Here is a 19325-nt window from a genome sequence, read left to right on the forward strand (position 1 = left end):
GTCATGACGGAAGTGAACAAAGGTAACGCAACGCATCAGCGTTTAATTTCGCTGTTGTCAGAACAAGGCGCGACGTATCGCGTGGTAAGCCATGAAGCGGTCGGCAAATGTGAAGCGGTTTCTGAAATTCGCGGTACCGCACTGGGCCAGGGAGCAAAAGCGCTGGTTTGTAAGGTCAAAGGCAACGGCGTTAATCAGCATGTCCTGGCGATTCTTTCTGCCGACCAGCAGGCCGACCTGAGCCTGTTAGCCAGCCATATCGGCGGGTTAAGAGCATCACTTGCCAGCCCGGCGGAAGTCGATGCACTGACAGGTTGCGTATTCGGCGCTATCCCACCGTTTAGCTTCCATCCAAAACTTAAGCTGGTCGCCGATCCGCTATTGTTTGAGCGTTTTAATGAAATTGCGTTCAATGCCGGAGTGCTGGAAAAATCCGTGATTATGGATACCGCAGATTACCTGCGTATCGCGCAACCGGAATTACTCCCGTTCCGCCGCGTACAATAGCCGCCCGAGTCAGGTGTAAAAACGTAGCATCGTGCATTAGCCCAAAAAAAATCATAATCATTAAAAAAAGCCTGTTCCGTCACGCGTTTACGCGTACAGTAAGCAGGCTTATTTTTTCTTTTGGCAAGGAAACTACGATGTTTGATGTCACTCTGCTGATCCTGCTCGGACTGGCAGCTCTGGGCTTTGTCAGCCACAACACCACTGTCGCTGTTTCAATTCTGGTGCTGATCATTGTCCGTGTTACCCCTCTGAATACTTTCTTTCCATGGATAGAAAAACAGGGCCTGACTGTCGGGATTATAATTCTAACCATTGGCGTCATGGCGCCGATCGCCAGCGGAACGCTCCCCCCCTCCACGCTCATCCACTCCTTTGTGAACTGGAAATCACTGGTCGCTATTGCCATCGGGGTATTCGTCTCCTGGCTTGGCGGGCGCGGTGTCACGCTCATGGGTAGCCAGCCTCAGCTTGTGGCCGGTTTACTGGTGGGTACGGTACTGGGCGTGGCGCTATTTCGCGGTGTGCCGGTGGGACCGCTCATTGCGGCAGGTCTGGTGTCATTGATTGTTGGGAAGCAGTAGCCAGTCCAGCCAGATAACGGCCTGGCGTCTGTCCCAGGCCTTTTTTGAACATGGTGATAAATGCCGTGGTCGAATCGTAACCGAGCATGTGCGCAACCTGTTGCACGTTATGGCCATCTATCAGCGCCTGCAGCGCCAGAATCAATTGAAGCTGGTGACGCCAGCGGCGAAAACTCAACCCCGTTTCTTTAACGACCAGACGGGCGAGGTTCCGCTCACTCATCGCAAATACGCTGGCCCACTGTCCCAGCGTCTGCCACTGCGCGGGCTCCCGCGCCATCGTCGCGACCATTCTGCGGATTTTCGGGTGATCGGAAACCGGCAACTGCATTTGCTCCTGCGGTTGCTGCGGGAGTTCATCAAATAGCACTTGCGTCAGCCGCTGGGTAGACGGCTCCAGCCGTTGATCATCCGTTTTGGACGCCAGCGCCAGAATGAGCTCCCGACATAATGGGGCGATTTTCAGGGTGCAGCAGCGTTCAGGCATCACGACTGCCTGCGGCTCAATAAACAAAAAGCACAGTTGCGCCCCAACGGTAACGTGGTTGCTGTGTGGAATTGCACCGGGGATCCATACCGCATATTGTGGAGGCACCATCCACATGGCATTTTCAACCTCACAGGTGATCGCGCCATGCAAGGCCAGAATCAACTGCCCCTTACGGTGCTGATGCAGCGGACTGAAGAGTTCATCTTCCCGGGCCTGTATACAAAACGCCACCGCCGCATCGTGGTAAAGGTCGGGCTCATACCCATCCAGCCTCAGTCCTAACATAAAAATGTCCGTTTTTAGCGATAAACTGTCATTTTAGCTTGATTCATCCATTGAGTAAAAACGCTAAAGTATCGCCTCGCCTGACGATATGAGAAAAAAATGACAAATATGCCTTCCTCCCGCGGCAAAAACGCAGCCTGGCTGATCGCGGGGATCCTGATGATTGCCACCACGCTGCGCGTCACCTTTACCGGAGCCGCCCCGCTGCTGGATGCAATTCGCACCGACTACGGCCTGAGTACCGCCCAGACGGGACTTCTGACCACCCTGCCGCTCCTGGCCTTCGCACTGGTATCGCCTCTGGCCGCTGCCGTTGCACGCCGTTGGGGTATCGAACGCAGCCTGTTTGCCGCAATGCTACTGATTTGCGCAGGTATTGCGATACGTTCTCTGCCCACGCCAGGTTTCCTGTTTAGCGGCACCGCTATCATTGGTTGCGGAATCGCGCTGGGAAATGTGCTGTTACCTGGGCTGATTAAGCGTGATTTTGCTCAGCATGTGGCAAAACTCACTGGCGCATACTCGCTGACTATGGGCGCAGCGGCGGCACTGGGTTCAGCTATTGTGGTTCCGCTGGCGCTGAACGGGTTTGGCTGGCGCGGTGCGCTGATGGTACTGATGGTCTTTCCGCTGCTGGCGCTGATTATCTGGTTACCCCAATGTCGCCAGACGGCCAATGCCAGTTTGAGCAACTCGCGCGCTTTGCATTCCCGCGCGATCTGGCGCTCGAGCCTCGCCTGGCAGGTGACGCTGTTTCTCGGGATCAATTCACTTATCTACTACGTGATCATTGGCTGGCTACCCGCCATTTTAATCAGCCACGGCTACAGCGAAGCGCAGGCCGGTTCGTTGCATGGTTTACTGCAACTGGCAACCGCCGCGCCGGGGTTATTGATCCCTCTCGTCCTGAACAGATTTAAGGATCAGCGCGCCATCGCCGCACTGGTTTCGTTACTGTGCGCCATCGGCGCAGCGGGATTCGCGGTAATGCCCGGGCAGGCTTTGCTGTGGACCATACTGTTTGGCTTTGGCTCAGGCGCCACGATGATCCTTGGTTTGACCTTTATTGGCCTGCGCGCAAGCTCAGCGCATCAGGCCGCGGCCCTGTCCGGCATGGCACAGTCCGTCGGGTATTTACTGGCCGCCTGTGGGCCACCGCTGATGGGCAAGATTCACGACCTCAATGGTAGCTGGCTGATTCCATTAGCTGGGGTCGCCGTGTTAGCGATACTGATGGCAGTGTTTGGTCTGTGCGCAGGGCGTAATCGGGAGATCGCAAGCGCATAATGCAGCGGGCAGGTTTGGGAACAACCTGCCCGTTTTTTTATCCTCGCGCAGCGCGCAGCATTGCCTGAACTAACGGCACGGGTTTTCCCGCCAGCGCTCCACGTTCATGCTGAAAGAGTGTGCCGACAAAAAAAGGATGCGTCACCAGCTCAATGGCACGGATATCACCAGCCTCATCCCAGCCAGTCACACGAAGATCACCGCTCTCAAGCTCGGCGGCAAAATCTTCCGATACGCCATAGTTGCAGTGATACCCCTCGGAGATAACACCCCGTCCGTAGGCTTTGGCAATCAGCGTATTGGCCCTCAGTTCAATATCATCCGTTTTTTCTACCAGCGAGCAGGTCAACGGTGCGATGACCATCCGCCCCGTGGTATCCGTTTCCGCATGGGCAGCATCACTCCAGCCCAGCACGTTGCGGGCATACTCCAGAATCGCATGTTGAAAACCGCCACAGGTCCCGAGGAATGGGATGCTGTTTTCACGCGCGTAGCGTATCGCGATCAGTGCGCCTTCCAGGTGCCGATATGGACTGCCAGGAACGACCCAAATAGCATCATAGCCAATCAGATCTTCACTGCTGCTAATATCAGAGGTGGTTAGCCAGTCATAATCAGCCACTAATTCCAGGACGGCAGCGGCATCATCGATAGCAAGAGGAATGGCCTGATGCGCCACAATATCAGGGCTGTAATCACCCACCAGCGCAATGCGAAACGTATCTTTAAACGGGGAAATTTCCATTAAGCTTTCCTTATGTCCAGACAATGAGGGACAATATAAGGAGCCTCAGCCTACCGATTTTTTGTTGGTATCACAATCCCTTAAATTGGGAGTCAGGACGGGCAGAATGTTACAATTGTCACGTTTTACGATCTTATTTAACCGTAATAAAGGTGTCGAAATATATCAAAGCAGTGGATTAATGGAGCGGATGAAAAGATGAAAATTCAATGTAAACGCGTGTATGACCCAGCAGAAAAAAATGATGGTTATCGCGTACTGGTCGACAGGCTGTGGCCTCGCGGGGTAAAAAAGACCGACCTTATTTTTAACGAATGGAATAAAGCGCTTACGCCGTCATCTGATTTACGCAAGGCGCTCCACGCAGAATTGATTGATTTCACAAACTTTTCCGAGCAATATCGCGCTGAACTCTCCCTACAGCAGCAGGAAGGAAAGCGTCTCGCAGAGATTGCCCGACAGCAAACCTTAACGCTACTGTATGCGGCGAAAAACACCCAGCAAAACCACGCGCTGGTGCTGGCTGAATGGATACGTCAATGCTAACCGGATTTCATTTGCCCGTTGTCGGATGATCTCTGCGCCAGAGCACCCATTCATCAATCACTTCCCCGCCCGGTAATTTGCAGTCCGACCTTACGCCTTGCGTGGTCTGCACCGCAATCAGCGAGCCGCCCTTTTGTTCACAATATACCGATGCCGGATTCGCCAGACCAATCTTCGGCGGTTTGGGGGCTTCGGGCTGAGTGGTACATCCCGCTAACACCAACAAGCCGGGCAAAATAATAGACGCCAGTTTCATATCGACTCCTGTTAAAAACCTTATCCCGGCAGGTTACCCCGACTTTCCATCTATCTCCATGTTTTACTGCCAGCTTTCAATTTAATGTTTAAATTTTGAGCGGGATGGCGTGTTTCATCTTTCATCTTGATGTTCTATCATGTGGGCCACGTTAGCCCAGTCATTACTCAGGAGCATTTACACCTCATGTCGGACATGATCCTTGCCAGAGTCTCACAATCCTTAGCCACGGAGCAGTCAGTTGAGAGCCTGGTTCGGCAACTTCTGGAGATGCTGGAAGTGGTGACTGAGATGGAATCCACCTATTTAACCAAGGTCGATTTAGATGCCCGCCTGCAGCATATTTTGTATGCGCGCAATAGCAAGCAGATGCAGATCCCTGAAGGGCTGTCCGTACCCTGGGATGAGACGCTATGCAAACGCGCCATAGACGAAAACTGTCTGTACAGCGACAACGTCCCCGCTCGCTGGCCGGAGTGTACCGCCGCCCGCGCGCTGGAGATAACCACTTTCCTGAGCACGCCGGTTCATCTTCCCGACGGAACGTTTTACGGTACGCTCTGCGCCACCAGTCGCCACCAGCACGCATTAAGCCAACGTGGCGAACAGGTGTTACATCTGTTTGCAGGCCTGATCGCCCAGTCAATTCAAAAAGAGTCGCTGGTTGCTCAGTTACGCGAAGCGAATGCCGCGCTGATTGCGCACTCTTACACCGATGCCCTGACCGGATTACCGAATCGGCGCGCCATTTTTGAAAATGTTGAGACTCTTTTTTCTCTTGCCCGACATCTCAGGCAGAAGATTATTTTTGCCTATATTGATTTGGATGATTTCAAATTGATCAATGACCGCTTTGGCCACGAGGTTGGCGACCAGTTTCTGATCCAGATTGGTCAGCGTCTGCTTCGCGAATGCGGTGACAATGATATCCTTGGCCGACTGGGTGGTGACGAATTTTTAGTCGTGAGCCTGTCACCGGAAGATGACAGGGATCCGCGAGACCGCCTGCAGCAGGTGAAAAATCAGCTACAACAGCAAATTTGCGGTGACTACTACCTGGGTGACATTCATCTATTTTATCCTGGCGCCAGTCTGGGCGTGGTGGAAATTAATCCGTTGGAGACTGATGTAAACTGCGCGCTTCACCTCGCAGACAGCGCAATGTACAAGGATAAAAAGCGTCAGGATAAAACCACTTTTGTCGTACATTAAGCCCTGCTATGCTAACCCGTCTTTAAATAACTCTGGCAGATAATCGTATGCGACTCGGTATTATTTTCCCCGTCATCATTTTCATTTCCGCTGTCGTTTTCTTATCCTGGTTTTTTATTGGCGGCTACGCTGCGCCGGGAGCATAACGATGAAAAAAACAACGCTTATTATGATTGGTGTGGCTATCATCGTCGTTCTGGGAACAGAATTCGGCTGGTGGTGACCTAAAGAAAAAGGCCACATTTTAGTGGCCTCTATTGTCTGTATGTTTACTTAGCTTTTGATTTTTCTGTAGATAAACAACACCACAATCGCACCGATCACCGCCACGGCGAAACTACCGAAGTTGAAACCATCGACTTTACCAAAACCAAAGAAGGTGCTGATCCAGCCACCCACTACTGCACCCACAACCCCTAAGATAATGGTCATAAAGAATCCGCCGCCATCTTTACCCGGCATAATCCATTTTGCCAAAATCCCAGCAATAAGACCGAAAACCACCCATGAAATAATGCCCATAATTTCCCTCACTTATGTTTTTAAATTAACGATTCACTCGTCGTATAAAAGCATAGCATAGCGCTGAAAAATTAAAATTTGTGATCGCTATCACTTCTGTTTTTCATCTTTTTCTGATGTTTCATAAGGTTACACCGTTGACCGGCAGACTAAATTTTGTCGCGCCTCGTCATTAATGTCGAATCGTCAGTCATTCTGCATAACGCTTTGGCCGTCAGCCCCTGCTATTGCTGGGTTTTCACTTCTGGCACACTTTATGCTTAAACAGCCCGTCACTATGACACATCGTAGTCCGCGATGCGTATCGCGTGGCTGCGTCTACAATTCGCGCTATTTCAGCATTTAACAGGTCTGTTATTGATGAAAAAAATCACCAGTGTATGCCCATACTGTGGGGCCGGGTGCAAGCTCAAGCTTGTTGTTGAGAATAACAAAATCATCCGCGCTGAGGCCGCAGAGGGTGTAACGAACCAAAATCAGTTATGCCTGAAAGGCTATTATGGTTGGGACTTTCTTAACGACACACGCCTTCTGACTCCCCGTCTGACTCGCCCGATGATCCGTTATGAAAAAGGTGGAAAATTCACTCCCGTTAGCTGGGATGAAGCCATTCGTTACACCGCAAAACGCTTAACTGAAATCAAAAATACCTATGGCCCTCGTGCCATCATGACCACCGGCTCTTCCCGTGGAACTGGGAATGAGACCAACTACGTGATGCAAAAATTCGCACGAGGCGTGCTCCATACCAACAATGTCGATTGCTGTGCCCGCGTCTGTCACGGCCCTTCCGTTGCCGGGTTACAGGAGACGTTAGGCAATGGCGCCATGAGCACTTCCATCAGCGACATTGAAAACTCAAAATGCCTACTGATCTTTGGTTATAACTGTGCCGATTCACACCCAATTGTGGCCCGCCGGGTAATTAAAGCTCGCCAGAACGGCGCAAAAATCATTGTCTGCGACCCACGCCGTATTGAAACTGCCCGTATCGCTGACCAACATTTGCAGTTGAAAAACGGTTGCAATATGGCGCTGGTCAACGCGTTTGGCCATGTTCTCATCGAGGAGCAACTCTACGATCGCGAGTATGTACAAAAGCATGCGGAAGGACTGGAAACATACTGGGAAACCGTTAAGGAGTATGCGCCTGAAGACGTTGAACATTTAACCGGTGTTCCCGCACAGCAGGTTCGTCAGGCGATGCGTACTTTTGCCGCGGCGCCATCGGCCACCGTGATGTGGGGGATGGGCGTCACCCAGTTTGGTCAGTCCGTTGACGTGGTTCGTGGTTTGTCGAGCCTGGCCTTGCTGACCGGAAATCTGGGACGCCCTAACGTCGGTGTTGGCCCGGTGCGCGGGCAAAATAACGTGCAGGGCGCGTGCGATATGGGGGTGCTGCCTAACCAGTTTCCAGGGTATCAGGACGTAACCGATTTCGCCGTCAGGGAGAAATTTGCCACCGCATGGGGCATTGACGTTAATCAGATGGATGACAAGGTTGGGACCCGCATCACCGAAGTTCCGCAACTGGCTATCGAAGGCAAAATCAAAGCCTACTACATCATGGGAGAAGATCCGCTGCAAACCGAGGCCGATTTGGGTCTGGTCCGCGAAGGATTTAACGCGCTCGATTTTATCGTCGTGCAGGATATCTTCATGACCAAGACGGCGGAAATGGCCGATGTCCTCCTGCCAGCCACCTCATGGGGCGAACACGGTGGCGTCTTTACCTGCGCCGATCGCGGTTTCCAGCGTTTTGAGAAAGCGATTGAACCCACTGGTGATGTAAAGCGTGACTGGGAGATTATCAGCCTGCTGGCCAGCGAAATGGGTTATCCAATGCAGTATCAAAATAACCAGCAAATCTGGGATGAGATGCGCGAGCTGTGTCCACTGTTCTACGGCGTGACCTATGAGAAAATGGGTGAGATGGGTCATGTTCAGTGGCCATGTCCGGATCTCGATAGTCCTGGTACGCCCTACCTTTACGCGCACAGCCAGTTCGATACCGCCAATGGCAAAGGCAAACTGTTTGCCGCACCGTGGCGAGCGCCAGCAGAAGTTCCTGATGAGCAATATCCGCTGGTGCTGTGTACCGTGCGTGAGGTTGGGCACTACTCCTGCCGTTCGATGACCGGCAACTGCGCAGCGTTGCAAGCACTGGCAGACGAGCCAGGGTATGTGCAAATCAATACCCATGATGCTGAAAAAATGGGTATTCGTCATCGCGATCTGGTATGGGTCAGCTCGCGCCGCGGTAAGGTCATCAGCCGCGCGGATGTCTCCGAGCGCATCAATGTCGGAACGGTCTATATGACCTATCAATGGTGGATTGGCGCGTGTAACGAGTTAACCCAGGACAATCTCGATCCTATTTCGAAAACGCCGGAAACCAAATATTGCGCCGTAAATATTGAGCACATTACCGATCAGGGGTGGGCAGAAAAATATGCCGCACAAACGTATAGCGATATGAAGTCACGTCTGTGTGAGGCTATTGCGTAAGTCACCGCCATCATCGCCTGAGTCTGGCTTTCCAGACTCAGGCCTTATCTCATGACTTCGCCAGCAGTGGTTCACTGAAGCGGATGGATGCAGCTTCCTCCTGCTTATCCCGCCGCATAAAGCCGAGGTTCATCAGAAACAATCCCGCCATAAACGGTAGTTCGTACAGTTCTTCAATCAGATCGCCATACTGAGCATTGTGCAGAAAGATGGGAGCCAGCAGACGATGATGCTCTACCGTATCGGAGATCAAAAATGCACAGGTGGTGATCGCTAACAGCCACAGAGGTAGCGGTTCATTGCGCAAGCGACGGGCAATATCCTGGCGTAAGCGCTTCGAAATCAGCACTGGCAGAATAATCATGGCAATCAATACCACTGAGATAGCCCGGAACAGGAGTTTAGGATGCTCAGGAAAATAATCGCGGCCCCAACTTGTGCTTCGGCCCAGTAATACCAGCCACCACGCTGCCGCCCAAAGCCAAAATTGCTTCTCGCCTTCGGGACGTGATAAGGGCCTGATGTAACTGAGTGTAAATATGGCACCAAACAGCAGCCATAGCGCCTGGCCATTTTCAATCCAGCTGACGACAGTACCGTTGAGTAGCGGGAGATGCCAGTTCGCGGCGAACGGGATCGCCACGATGGCTAATCCGAGAATGATTGTGGGTAATGTAAGTCGGGTATTGAGTTTCATAAGCGCGATGTTCTGTTTTATATCTGTTTCGCGATCATAACCCCTGTGAATGATCAACTATTAGCAATCAATGCGAATCTCTTAAGGTATTCTTAAGGAATCCTTTCAGGATATTTCCCTGTTTCGCCCAGATAAAAAAATGCACTGCGCCGTCAAAGCGCAGTGCATTTTTTAGATTAAAAACTAATATATTCAATCAGTAGCAGTGACTAATGCCTACCACCCGCAGACTTCGTGCTCATTTTCGGTATCGTACGAACGCACGGTATTGACCAGATCTTTGACCACTTCTGCTGCCACATCCGGCACCAGTAATGTCATTGGCGCCTCTGTTTCATAATCAACAGAAACACCGTTGCTGTTATTGGTCACGGTTACGGTATATTTACTCCTTGCCGGTGCGCACGACTTTTCGTTGATTTGCACTCTCCATCAGAACTTCCGGGGCGACGAAAAAATCGATATTAAAGTAAGTGTCGTCGGTCATCACTTCGATGTTATGCCATTTTTCCGGTGGAAAAACGCCAAACTGACCGGCTTCAATAATCATCACCTCTACTGGCTCCGGACTGTGTTCGTCTGCGTATCCGAGATATTTGACCGCCCCCTGCATAACCGAAAGTCGAGGATAAACCCCGGCTCGGGTCCCTTTATCAAGGTGGCGTTCGAAAATTCCGGCAGGCGCCGTTTCTTTGTTCCAGAATGGCGTAGAGCGTGTATGGATATGATTCTGTGGAATTTGAAGCATTTTTCTTCCCTTTTCCAGTCGACAACCAGCGAGTCATATTGAACCGCTGCTGTACACAGGGTACGCCTCAAAATATATATTTAAAATACCATTTATTGGTTATAACCCTACGATTATAAATGAAAAGCAGAGCGCAATATTAAAGGCCCGCCGCAATCAGCGGGCCGATGGCATCACGATTGAAGCGTGGCCAGACGGGCGGCAAAACCAACGAAAATCAGGCCGATAAGGGAATTACCCACTTTGGCCAGTTTCTTCTTCGTACGGATATATTGCGTCACAAACGCGCCGGAGAAAATAAGGAAGCTCAAATAGAAAAAGCTCACTATCTCAAGCGTAATAGCCAGAATAAAGAATGACAGCCCTGAATGCGGCGCATTGACATCAATAAACTGCACGAAGAACGACACATAAAACAGAATAGCTTTGGGATTGGTCAGGCTCAGGATTAATGCGCGCTTAAAAATAGCGCCAAACGGGACTTCCTCAGGCGCGGCGTCACTTGCTTTCGATTTCAGTGTTGCATACAGGATCTTCGCGCCAAGATACAGTAAATAGAAAGCGCCAAGATAACGAACGATATTGAACAAAACGGGCGTTGTTTTAATCAATGCAGCAACACCGGCATAGGCCAAAAACATCAACACGGCATCACCAATAAACACACCGCTGGCGGCGAGATACCCCCCCTTTACTCCCCTACCGACGCTGTTTTTCAGCACGAATATCGTATTTGGCCCCGGTACCAGCACGATAAAAATAGCCCCCACCAGATACGTCCAGTAATTCAGAACTCCATACTCTGCGAACACGTTAACCTCTTCCTGAAAAAACACATGCACTTGCTGCGATACAATATGCTAACGAATGCGACAGGTGATGGAAAGAGCAGGTTATTAATTAAAAAAACCCGCCACTGGTGGCGGGTGTGTACAGATAAGGTTAGCCCAGATTAATGGTGCAGCATCTCATCCACTACTTCTTCGCCCTTCAGCTGATAAGGGTAGTAGGTAGGCCAGTTTTCCATCTCCTCAAGCAAGGCAGCCTGCGAGGTATTTCCCATAAAGATATGGAAGTGGCTCGATTTACGCGGCGCGATAATATGATCGCTGAATTGCACGTATTTAGGCGCTTTGCTGTCAGCGGCTTTACACTCAAACAGATACCGTACACCTTTCTTGCCTGATTTATAGTGCAAGATTTTATACCCGGCATAATCGTATTTGCACGATGCGACCTGATTACCGGTGTGAAATTCCATCACGCCATCTTCGATGCCGATGGTGTCTACATTGGTTGCATAGCCTGTACGGTAATAAGCTTTAATTTGTTCTGCCGTTTTGCTTTTATCTTTCTCCGCTTTCTTTTTGAAAACCGGATCAAGTTCGCCACTGACCAGATACGGATAGACAGATTGCCACATGCCATCCCAGTCGGACAGCGCCCGGTTCTGCACCTGGTTATCATCAAATACCCCTTCCGACGCCTTTTGTTCTGCTTCACTCATCGGCGCACCATGGGAATGATGACCATGGGCCAAAACCTGCCCACTGACCAAAAGCATCCCCAGAGCGATTGTCAGTTTGTTAAAACGAATAGCCAAAATTTCACCCTCAAATCGTTTGCGAGTGAATTGTTATAATATAACGTAACAGTTTAATCAATAGACATTACTGCACGTTATTGCCTCACGCTTCAATGAGTTTTCTGGAGCAAATTTGCTCAAGCAGAGCCTGCTGATGGCTGATAATGAGCATACCTAATGGCCGACGCTGGCACTCTTCAAGCAGCAATACCCAGATATCTTTTTGAATGGAAGGATCGAGCTGGGCGGTAATTTCATCGGCAATAAGAAAACGTGTCCGCGGATCCAGCGCGCGAAGTAAAGCAATTCGCGCCAGTTCACCGCCAGAAAGCTGTCCGGGACGGCGGGTTAACCACTCAGGGTTGATGTGAAGACGAGTAAGCAGTTCAGCATCAGGTCGCCAGGCATCATGAACCGCATCGCCGGTGCTGCGCCGCGGATTAAAGGTTAATTCCGGATGCTGTGGCACCAGTTGCACCGGGCAATACTGGTGCATTGGCAGCGGTTGGTCATCAACCAGAATGTCACCCGAGGTCGGTTTTTGCCAGCCCGCCAGTACGCGCCCCAACGTTGTTTTGCCGGTTCCGCTGGGTGCACAAACCCCAATGCGTTCTCCGGGGCGCAGAGAGAAGTTCAGATTTTGCCAAAGCACCTTTCCTCCCTGACAAATCGTCACTTCACGACAGCACAGCATCGCGCTCTCCAAAAAGTTGATTTCTTTCAGGCAGGGCCCGCCATTGGCGTTGCAGATGCTCGCTGATCTCTCCGCGCAACAGCTGTTCCCGGCTGACGTTATCCGACACCCTTCCCTGATGCAGCGCGACAATGCGGTCCGCGTGGCGAGCGGCCAGCGTAAGGTCGTGCGTTACCCATAAAACGCCAGCCCCTTGCTCACATTGCTCACGTAGCTGTTCAAGCAGTTGATTAGCCAGCGGTGCATCAAGCCAGGCGGTAATTTCATCCGCCAGAATATAGCGGGCCTGACTCAGCGACGCGTGACAGGCCAGAACACGTTTCGCCATCCCCCCTGAAAGCTGGCGTGGGAAGGCATCTAATACGCGACTTTCCAGTTGGCTGCGCTGGAGCAATCGTTCAATTTTTCCGGCATTCCAGGCCTGGCCGGAGAGCTGACTTGCCCTGCGCAGATGCTTTTCAATCGAGAGCAGCGGGTTAAGCGCCTGAACACCTTGCGGGACATAGCTGAAAGTATTGCCACGACATTTGCGAATATCATCACTATCCAGCGTTTTCCCCTCCAGGGTGATGGAGCCGTTGAAGCGCAAATTGTCCGGTAAGAGATCAAGCAGACATTGCAGCAACAGGCTTTTACCTTCCCCACTTCCCCCGACTAACGCCACCATCTGACCAGGCGCTACGTCGAAAGAGATATCCTGCAACAGCGAAGACCAGTTTCTCGCGCCGTACCAGCGATAACGCGCCACGTCCAGCGAGACCTGTCTTAAACTCAACATGCGTCACCTCGTAACCATAAACGATGCACTGCCCTTGCGAGCTGATCGAATAACATAACCAGACTGAATAGCATCAGCCCGGGAAACAGCACTAACCACCAGTCGCCATGACTGATAAACCTCAGCGCATCAGCCAGCAACAGGCCCAGCGATGGTTCATGCGGCGCCAGCCCAAAACCGAGGAAGCTCAACGCCGCGCTGTGCAACACCGCGTGGGGAAACATCAGCAAGGTTCCCGTTAACCACTGGGGTAACAATGCCGGGAGATAGTGATGCCGCCAGCAGTAAAAATGTCCGTGTCCCAGACGCCAGGTCAATGTCAGATAGTCACTGTGGGCCACGCGCTGCGCTTCGGCACGCAGGATTAGCGCCAGACGCGGCCAGTGGGTCAACGCAACTGCCATAATCACCCCATTTTTTCCGCCGCCCAGCGTGAAACAGATCAATATGAGCAACAGCAGATGCGGCATTGACAGCATGGCATCGGTAATCAGACGCATTAGTACATCCAGACGCGGATGTATACGTGAAACCGCCGCCATCATTAATGCGATGAAGCCGCTGCACAACGCCGCGCCAATACCAATTTGCAGACTGGTTAACGCGCCCTGAAAGCAACGAATCCACAGATCACGACCGAGGTTATCGGTGCCAAACCAATACAGCGCATCAGGCGGTAAATGACGGGCAAGCAGATTAACGCTCAATGGGTTATCCAGCGTCGCTGCGCCATACACCGCAATGCATAGCAGGCAGCTAAAAGAGAGCAGAAGACGAATCAGCGTCGGCGTCGGATTATAGAGCATCAGGTCGCTCCAGAGCACGGTTCAACACATGGACAAGCCAGGTAGACAGCGAGTTGCCAATGAACACCAGTATGGTACTGAACAACACAATTCCCATCAGTAACGGCAGATCGCCGCGTAATCCGGCATCAATAGTGGCCTGTCCCAGTCCCGGATAAGCAAAAACTTTTTCCGCTAGCAGTGCGCCGCCCAGCAGTTCTCCCAGCGAGGCGAACTGCAGGCACAGCGCGGGTGTGATAGCATGGCGCAGAACCTGATGACGCAGCAGCGACCAGCCTTTATCTCCCTGAGAACGCGCAAAACGGACAAAATCGCTTTTCATCACGCTGGCGATACTTTCCCGCGTATGAAGTGTAATTTGGCCAAGTCCCAATAAACTTAGCGCGCAAACGGGCAGCACTAAATGGCGCAGACGCTCAGCCAGCGTGGCCATATCGCCACTGTTGCCCGGCTCCCACGCGCAGCAGACCGGAAATACCGGCCAGCGCACGGCAAATAACGCCAGCAGCAGCATGCCAATCCAGAAGGTCGGCAACGACGAAAGCAGATAGCTGAGTCGACAGATTGCTTTATCCGGCCAGCGATTCAGATAACGACCCGCGACAAATCCCATTGCCGTTCCCAGTATGCCGGAGAGCAGCCACGCGCCGCCAAGCAAGGCAAACGAAGTCGCAAAGCGCTCCTTGATTACGCTGGCAACCGGTGCATTAAACAACATTGAGTAGCCGAGATCGCCCTGCAATACACGTATAAACCAGTGACCAAAACGCTCCCATAACGGCTGGTCTAATCCCCAGCGGGCAGCGATACGCGCATATTGTTCCGGTGGCACGTGCAGGAGATCGTTGCCGATATAGGCGCGAATCGGATCGACAGGAGAAAAGCTGAGCAGCGTAAAAGTGCCAGCCGCAACCAGCACTAATAACACTATCAGCCGTAGAAAATGGCCTACAACAGACTTCATCAACGGCAGGTCCAGGTCCATTCATCCAGATTATTGAGCAGGGACCAGCTACCGTGGATCTCCGGCGCGCCTTTGCCTAAGTCAATACACGGATTTGCCAGATAAGTGTGCTGAATGTTCAGCAGCCATGCCCAGGCGGCATCGCCCTGCACCCCAGCCCCTTGCTTGCCATCCCACTCCACCTGTTGCCAGAAAGGCAACGCTTTTTGCCAGTCCGGAGCATCAATGGCCTGTTTAAGATGTTGTTCAACGACGGGATTGCTGTAATAGCCTGGATTGTAGTATTCCACGCCCGCGGCCTGATTGCTGTAGTGATGGAAAAGTTCCATCGGATCCAGGCTTCCCCAGCCAAACAGCGTCGGATTCGAATGCATATGCCGCTCAACGGTTTCCCAGCTTCCGGATTGCAGCGAGACCTGAATACCCACGGGCTCCAGCATCGCACGTACGGCCTCGGCTAAATCCCGGCGCGTACTGTCACCGCTGGCGTACCACAGAGTCAGGCGAGCCTCTTTACCGTCTTTCACACGTACGCCGTCTTTCCCCACCTTCCAGCCGGCTTCTTCCAGAATCATCCGTGCTTTTTCGCTGTCGCCATCTTTGAACGCAACTGACTGTCCCTGCCATGGCAGGCCCTGAACCGCGCTATACGCCGGAATCGCATGACCTTCCATGACCTGATCGGCAAGTTGTTTACGATCGATGGCGTAGTTGATGGCGCGTCTGATGGCGATATCAGCCGTGATATCGTTACCGATCGGATAACCATTGGCGTCTTTTTTACCCGCTGGAACCATCGGGAACACAATGCCACGGTTTTCCACGCTGTCGCGTACCCACAGCTTCAAATTCTGCTGTTGAGGGGCGACCGCCATCGAAGGCGCAATACGCACGAGTCCCAGTTGACCACTGCGCGCTGCGGCATAAGCGTTATCTTCATCAAGGAAGACAAACACCAGCTTACTGAAATCATTTTTCTTACCGGCATACCAGGGGTTCGCCTCCACGATCAGCTGCTGCCCCGGCTGAAAACTCACCAACCGATAAGGGCCCGCGCCAATCGGATTTTTGGCGAATGTTTTTTCGTCATACCGTTTTTCGGGAACAATACCCAAAGAGCCCAGCACGTTCACAAAGGTGCTCTGCGGGCTGCGCAGCGTGATTTCTACCGTGCGGTTATCTTTCAGGCTGGCATGAGTAAAGTTTCCCATGTCGATTTTGCCGCCGCTCTTTGCGGCTTTATTATAGGTGAACACCACATCTTCAGCGGTTAGCGGGGAACCATCGGAGAATTTAAGGTCGGGTTTTAACGTCAACGTCCAGGTTTTGCCGTCAGCGCTGGTTTCAACTTTTTCCGTCAGTAGGTTACCCCAGCTCATATCTGCGTTTTGTTTTAATAATGGTGCATGCAAAAGCAAATAGCTGCCATGACTCCAGCCCAGCATCGGGTCAAACCCTTCCGTTGGCTCAGGTCCAATTGCCAGCTTCAACGTCTGCCCCTCGCTCACATTTTGCGCGGCGAGAAGTGGTGAGGTTAATGCGAGAGTCAATGCGCACGTAAGCAGTGCCAGCTTGCCTTTAATCATTATGTTATCCAGATTTGCGTTATTTTTATGCCGCTCAACGATTCATTGCCGTTAAATGGTCTCCTGGGGAAGGGATTATGGCGGACTGAAATGACGAAAAAAATGATGCGGCGCAGAAAAGTATGACGATTTTCTAAAATTATCATACTTTTTTCTGATACTCCTAATTGAGTACCCTCTGAATCACAGAAAATAGATTAAATGTTAGCCATTCAATTAATGGCAAATTAATTACAACCTAATGATTACAAATACTAATTATTGGTCATTTCCGCTATTTACTTAGCTAAAACTAATGACAATTTATGTATATTTATTCAAGAAAAACACCAGAAGTGATAAGTTATGTAAACATATAATGATAATTATTTTTATTATCATTCCCATCAATTATCTTACTTCCTTTGAATTTTTAACAAAGGAAGTTTGACTATGCGTTTAAAACCTGTTGCTTCTGTTGTTCTGTCCTGTTTAGGATTTTCCAGTCCCCTGGCCTTTGCTGAAGATGTTATGGTGGTAACCGCTTCCGGTTACGAAAAGAAAATCACCAACGCTGCCGCCAGCGTCTCCGTTATTTCACAGCAAGAGTTACAAGCCAATAAATATAATGATTTAGGCGAAGCCTTGCGTTCTGTTGAAGGGGTGGATGTCGAAAGCAGCACCGGTAAAACCGGTGGTCTGGAGATCAGCATTCGTGGCATGCCCGCCAGTTATACCCTGATCCTGATTGATGGTATTCGTCAAAACGGCAGCAGCGATGTGACGCCAAACGGCTTCTCAGCTATGAATACCAGCTTTATGCCTCCACTGGCGGCAATCGATCATATTGAGGTGATCCGCGGCCCGATGTCGACGCTTTATGGCTCCGACGCAATCGGTGGCGTGGTGAATATCATCACCAAAAAAAGCACCGATAAATGGAGCACCTCCATCAATACCGGCGTTAACCTGCAAGAGAGTAATAAATGGGGTAACAGCACGGTCGCCAACTTCTGGTCAAGCGGCCCGTTAATCGCTGGCGTACTGGATATGCAGGTTCGGGGTAGCACCACCCAACGTCAGGGTTCCAGCGTTACCTCCCTGAGCGATACCTCCTCCACCCGCGTACCTTATCCTACCGAGTCAGAAAACTATAACATCGGCACGCGACTCGACTGGAAAACGAATGAAAGCAATACGCTATGGTTAGATCTCGACTCCGCCAGACAGCGCTATGATAACGATGACGGTCAGTTGGGTAACCTGACGGGGGGTTACGATAAAACGCTGCGCTATGAGCGTAACAAAGTCACCCTCGGCCACGATACCGCCTTAACGTTCGGCACCTGGAAATCCTCCCTCGGCTGGAATGAAACTGAGAACAAAGGACGACAACTGGTCTCCTCCGCACTCACGCCAGAGAACGCAGGCCGGGCCGGTGACGCACGTGAACTGAAGAACACCAACGTCATTCTGGACTCAGTACTGCTGACGCCATTAGGTGATTCGCACCTCTTAACCCTCGGCGGGGAATATTGGGATGCGCGGATGAAAGACGGTGTGGTGCTGGCCAATACCGGCGAAACGTTCCATCAAAAAACGTGGGCGGCCTATGTAGAAGATGAATGGCATATTCTCGACTCGTTGGCCTTAACCGCAGGGACACGCTACGAGCATAACGATGTCTTTGGCGGTCATCTCAGCCCACGCGCGTACATGGTTTGGGACGTATCCGACGAATGGACGCTCAAAGGCGGCGTGACGACAGGTTATAAAGCGCCATCACTGAGCCAGTTACATAACGGGATCAGCGGCGTCACCGCGCAAGGAACCGTGAATACGGTCGGTAATCCGAACCTAAAACCTGAGGAAAGTATCAGCTATGAAACCGGGCTGTATTACGAGAACGACACCGGGCTGAACGCCAACATTACCGGCTTCTATACCGAATACAAAAATAAAATTGTCTCGTATTCTATCGATGATAATACCAACAGCTATACCAACAGCGGCAAGGCAAGGACCGATGGCGTTGAATTTGCCAGCACCTTCCCTCTGTGGTCGGATGTGCTGACTTTATCCCTCAACTACACCTACACCCAGAGCAAGCAAAAAGATGGTGACAATAAAGGCGCGCCGTTAAGCTACACGCCAAAACATATGGCTAACGCTCGCCTGAACTGGCAGGCAACGGAAGATATGAATGCCTGGCTGAGCGCACGTTATCGCGGTAAAGCCCCACGCTTTACCGAAAATTACAACAACCTCAGCGCAGTACAAAAGGCCGTCTATGACGATAAAGGCGCGGATTTAAAAGCCTGGACCGTTCTCGACATGGGAATGTCTTATAAGCTGACCAAAGATCTGACGCTGAATACGGCGGTCAATAACGTGCTGGATAAAGACTTTAGCGAGGTTAAACTTTACCAGGTGGGCCGTAATAGCACCTACGCAGGAGATTACTATCAGACTGCACAATCCACTACCGGATACGTAAACCCGGGCCGTAACTATTGGGTATCATTAAACTACCAGTTCTGATTTAG

At 51.4% G+C, this 19325-nt stretch carries 23 protein-coding genes; 9 read left to right on the plus strand and 14 right to left on the minus strand.

Annotated features, from left to right (window positions below):
• Positions 1–3: 3 nt before the first annotated feature.
• Complete coding sequence (locus tag HV334_RS14190; protein ID WP_046275927.1) at positions 4–507, plus strand: YbaK/prolyl-tRNA synthetase associated domain-containing protein; 504 nt, start codon at positions 4–6, stop codon at positions 505–507.
• 137 nt (positions 508–644) lie between these two features.
• Positions 645–1091 carry a DUF441 domain-containing protein gene (locus HV334_RS14195; RefSeq protein ID WP_016152803.1) on the plus strand — a complete coding sequence of 149 codons (447 nt, stop codon included), beginning with the start codon at positions 645–647 and terminating at the stop codon, positions 1089–1091.
• Here HV334_RS14195 and HV334_RS14200 read toward each other — a convergent pair.
• Entirely contained in the window at positions 1048–1866 is an 819-nt protein-coding gene (locus HV334_RS14200; RefSeq protein WP_181220530.1) for a helix-turn-helix transcriptional regulator, read from the minus strand. The genes HV334_RS14195 and HV334_RS14200 overlap by 44 nt on opposite strands.
• 99 nt (positions 1867–1965) lie before the next feature.
• Between HV334_RS14200 and HV334_RS14205 the strand changes: the two genes are divergently transcribed.
• A complete protein-coding gene (locus tag HV334_RS14205) occupies positions 1966–3153 on the plus strand; it encodes a CynX/NimT family MFS transporter (protein WP_181220531.1) in 1188 nt (395 codons plus the stop codon).
• A 37-nt stretch (positions 3154–3190) separates the two neighbouring features.
• Here the strand turns inward: HV334_RS14205 and HV334_RS14210 are convergent, their stop codons facing one another.
• Positions 3191–3898, minus strand: coding sequence for a CTP synthase (locus HV334_RS14210; RefSeq protein ID WP_181220532.1), 708 nt, complete (start codon positions 3896–3898; stop codon positions 3191–3193).
• A 198-nt stretch (positions 3899–4096) separates the two neighbouring features.
• On the opposite strand from HV334_RS14210, the gene HV334_RS14215 reads away from it, so the two are divergent.
• Complete coding sequence (locus HV334_RS14215) at positions 4097–4444, plus strand: DUF488 domain-containing protein (protein WP_181220533.1); 348 nt, start codon at positions 4097–4099, stop codon at positions 4442–4444.
• A gap of 7 nt (positions 4445–4451) precedes the next feature.
• Here the strand turns inward: HV334_RS14215 and HV334_RS14220 are convergent, their stop codons facing one another.
• Positions 4452–4700: a DUF333 domain-containing protein gene (locus HV334_RS14220; protein ID WP_094761889.1), complete on the minus strand. Its 249-nt coding sequence runs from the start codon at positions 4698–4700 to the stop codon at positions 4452–4454.
• 186 nt (positions 4701–4886) lie between these two features.
• Here HV334_RS14220 and HV334_RS14225 point away from each other — a divergent pair, with 186 nt between their 5' ends.
• From HV334_RS14225 to yoaJ, 3 genes are read left to right on the plus strand one after another with little or no spacing between them, the layout of a single operon-like run.
• On the plus strand, positions 4887–5912 hold the full coding sequence (locus tag HV334_RS14225) for a sensor domain-containing diguanylate cyclase (protein ID WP_103766195.1): 1026 nt from the start codon (positions 4887–4889) through the stop codon (positions 5910–5912).
• Positions 5913–5959: 47 nt separating this feature from the next.
• Positions 5960–6058, plus strand: a complete 99-nt coding sequence (locus tag HV334_RS14230) for a YoaK family small membrane protein (protein WP_032941789.1) — start codon at positions 5960–5962, stop codon at positions 6056–6058.
• A gap of 2 nt (positions 6059–6060) precedes the next feature.
• Positions 6061–6135, plus strand: a complete 75-nt coding sequence (yoaJ, locus tag HV334_RS14235; RefSeq protein ID WP_101700011.1) for a protein YoaJ — start codon at positions 6061–6063, stop codon at positions 6133–6135.
• A gap of 50 nt (positions 6136–6185) precedes the next feature.
• Here the strand turns inward: yoaJ and HV334_RS14240 are convergent, their stop codons facing one another.
• Entirely contained in the window at positions 6186–6434 is a 249-nt protein-coding gene (locus tag HV334_RS14240; RefSeq protein ID WP_016152796.1) for a GlsB/YeaQ/YmgE family stress response membrane protein, read from the minus strand.
• 360 nt (positions 6435–6794) lie between these two features.
• On the opposite strand from HV334_RS14240, the gene fdhF reads away from it, so the two are divergent.
• On the plus strand, positions 6795–8942 hold the full coding sequence (fdhF, locus tag HV334_RS14245) for a formate dehydrogenase subunit alpha (protein WP_181220534.1): 2148 nt from the start codon (positions 6795–6797) through the stop codon (positions 8940–8942).
• 49 nt (positions 8943–8991) lie between these two features.
• On the opposite strand, the gene HV334_RS14250 is transcribed toward fdhF, so the two are convergent.
• The 10 genes from HV334_RS14250 to HV334_RS14295 all read right to left on the minus strand — a co-directional run bounded on the left by HV334_RS14250 (position 8992) and on the right by HV334_RS14295 (position 16800).
• Positions 8992–9639 (minus strand): hypothetical protein, encoded by a 648-nt coding sequence (locus HV334_RS14250; protein ID WP_053389826.1) that lies wholly within the window; start codon positions 9637–9639, stop codon positions 8992–8994.
• A gap of 216 nt (positions 9640–9855) precedes the next feature.
• Positions 9856–10059 (minus strand): DUF1869 domain-containing protein, encoded by a 204-nt coding sequence (locus HV334_RS14255; protein ID WP_181221900.1) that lies wholly within the window; start codon positions 10057–10059, stop codon positions 9856–9858.
• Positions 10025–10387 (minus strand): DUF1971 domain-containing protein YeaR, encoded by a 363-nt coding sequence (yeaR, locus tag HV334_RS14260; protein ID WP_005120376.1) that lies wholly within the window; start codon positions 10385–10387, stop codon positions 10025–10027. The genes HV334_RS14255 and yeaR overlap by 35 nt, the downstream gene beginning before the upstream one ends.
• A 173-nt stretch (positions 10388–10560) precedes the next feature.
• Complete coding sequence (gene leuE / locus HV334_RS14265) at positions 10561–11199, minus strand: leucine efflux protein LeuE (RefSeq protein WP_016152793.1); 639 nt, start codon at positions 11197–11199, stop codon at positions 10561–10563.
• 140 nt (positions 11200–11339) lie between these two features.
• Positions 11340–11951 (minus strand): metal-binding protein ZinT, encoded by a 612-nt coding sequence (gene zinT, locus HV334_RS14270; RefSeq protein ID WP_230330239.1) that lies wholly within the window; start codon positions 11949–11951, stop codon positions 11340–11342.
• Between the two features lie 124 nt (positions 11952–12075).
• A complete protein-coding gene (locus HV334_RS14275) occupies positions 12076–12666 on the minus strand; it encodes an ATP-binding cassette domain-containing protein (RefSeq protein ID WP_047417943.1) in 591 nt (196 codons plus the stop codon).
• Positions 12650–13444, minus strand: coding sequence for an ATP-binding cassette domain-containing protein (locus HV334_RS14280; protein WP_016152790.1), 795 nt, complete (start codon positions 13442–13444; stop codon positions 12650–12652). The genes HV334_RS14275 and HV334_RS14280 overlap by 17 nt, the downstream gene beginning before the upstream one ends.
• The gene (locus HV334_RS14285) at positions 13438–14250 is read right to left on the minus strand and encodes an ABC transporter permease (protein WP_049271223.1); all 813 of its coding nucleotides are present in this window, start codon (positions 14248–14250) and stop codon (positions 13438–13440) included. The genes HV334_RS14280 and HV334_RS14285 overlap by 7 nt, the downstream gene beginning before the upstream one ends.
• Positions 14240–15214 (minus strand): ABC transporter permease, encoded by a 975-nt coding sequence (locus HV334_RS14290; RefSeq protein WP_181220535.1) that lies wholly within the window; start codon positions 15212–15214, stop codon positions 14240–14242. The genes HV334_RS14285 and HV334_RS14290 overlap by 11 nt, the downstream gene beginning before the upstream one ends.
• Complete coding sequence (locus HV334_RS14295; RefSeq protein ID WP_103766191.1) at positions 15214–16800, minus strand: ABC transporter substrate-binding protein; 1587 nt, start codon at positions 16798–16800, stop codon at positions 15214–15216. Before HV334_RS14295 ends, HV334_RS14290 begins: the two co-directional genes overlap by 1 nt.
• Before the next feature lie 432 nt (positions 16801–17232).
• On the opposite strand from HV334_RS14295, the gene HV334_RS14300 reads away from it, so the two are divergent.
• Complete coding sequence (locus HV334_RS14300) at positions 17233–19320, plus strand: TonB-dependent receptor (protein ID WP_181220536.1); 2088 nt, start codon at positions 17233–17235, stop codon at positions 19318–19320.
• Positions 19321–19325 lie beyond the last annotated feature (5 nt).

Source organism: Citrobacter sp. RHBSTW-00944 (assembly GCF_013615435.1).
Taxonomy (GTDB): Bacteria; Pseudomonadota; Gammaproteobacteria; order Enterobacterales; family Enterobacteriaceae; genus Citrobacter; species Citrobacter braakii.

Excerpts from the sequence above, each read along its gene's own strand:
- HV334_RS14290 (WP_181220535.1), bottom strand. The coding sequence starts at position 15,214 with ATGAAGTCTGTTGTAGGCCATTTTCTACGGCTGATAGTGTTATTAGTG.
- HV334_RS14295 (WP_103766191.1), bottom strand. The coding sequence starts at position 16,800 with ATGATTAAAGGCAAGCTGGCACTGCTTACGTGCGCATTGACTCTCGCA.
- HV334_RS14240 (WP_016152796.1), bottom strand. The coding sequence starts at position 6,434 with ATGGGCATTATTTCATGGGTGGTTTTCGGTCTTATTGCTGGGATTTTG.
- HV334_RS14215 (WP_181220533.1), top strand. The coding sequence starts at position 4,097 with ATGAAAATTCAATGTAAACGCGTGTATGACCCAGCAGAAAAAAATGAT.
- HV334_RS14200 (WP_181220530.1), bottom strand. The coding sequence starts at position 1,866 with ATGTTAGGACTGAGGCTGGATGGGTATGAGCCCGACCTTTACCACGAT.
- HV334_RS14250 (WP_053389826.1), bottom strand. The coding sequence starts at position 9,639 with ATGAAACTCAATACCCGACTTACATTACCCACAATCATTCTCGGATTA.
- zinT (WP_230330239.1), bottom strand. The coding sequence starts at position 11,951 with ATGCTTTTGGTCAGTGGGCAGGTTTTGGCCCATGGTCATCATTCCCAT.
- HV334_RS14285 (WP_049271223.1), bottom strand. The coding sequence starts at position 14,250 with ATGCTCTATAATCCGACGCCGACGCTGATTCGTCTTCTGCTCTCTTTT.
- yeaR (WP_005120376.1), bottom strand. The coding sequence starts at position 10,387 with ATGCTTCAAATTCCACAGAATCATATCCATACACGCTCTACGCCATTC.
- HV334_RS14205 (WP_181220531.1), top strand. The coding sequence starts at position 1,966 with ATGACAAATATGCCTTCCTCCCGCGGCAAAAACGCAGCCTGGCTGATC.
- HV334_RS14275 (WP_047417943.1), bottom strand. The coding sequence starts at position 12,666 with ATGCTGTGCTGTCGTGAAGTGACGATTTGTCAGGGAGGAAAGGTGCTT.
- HV334_RS14230 (WP_032941789.1), top strand. The coding sequence starts at position 5,960 with ATGCGACTCGGTATTATTTTCCCCGTCATCATTTTCATTTCCGCTGTC.
- HV334_RS14225 (WP_103766195.1), top strand. The coding sequence starts at position 4,887 with ATGTCGGACATGATCCTTGCCAGAGTCTCACAATCCTTAGCCACGGAG.
- HV334_RS14195 (WP_016152803.1), top strand. The coding sequence starts at position 645 with ATGTTTGATGTCACTCTGCTGATCCTGCTCGGACTGGCAGCTCTGGGC.
- HV334_RS14210 (WP_181220532.1), bottom strand. The coding sequence starts at position 3,898 with ATGGAAATTTCCCCGTTTAAAGATACGTTTCGCATTGCGCTGGTGGGT.
- HV334_RS14220 (WP_094761889.1), bottom strand. The coding sequence starts at position 4,700 with ATGAAACTGGCGTCTATTATTTTGCCCGGCTTGTTGGTGTTAGCGGGA.
- fdhF (WP_181220534.1), top strand. The coding sequence starts at position 6,795 with ATGAAAAAAATCACCAGTGTATGCCCATACTGTGGGGCCGGGTGCAAG.
- HV334_RS14300 (WP_181220536.1), top strand. The coding sequence starts at position 17,233 with ATGCGTTTAAAACCTGTTGCTTCTGTTGTTCTGTCCTGTTTAGGATTT.
- HV334_RS14280 (WP_016152790.1), bottom strand. The coding sequence starts at position 13,444 with ATGTTGAGTTTAAGACAGGTCTCGCTGGACGTGGCGCGTTATCGCTGG.
- HV334_RS14190 (WP_046275927.1), top strand. The coding sequence starts at position 4 with ATGACGGAAGTGAACAAAGGTAACGCAACGCATCAGCGTTTAATTTCG.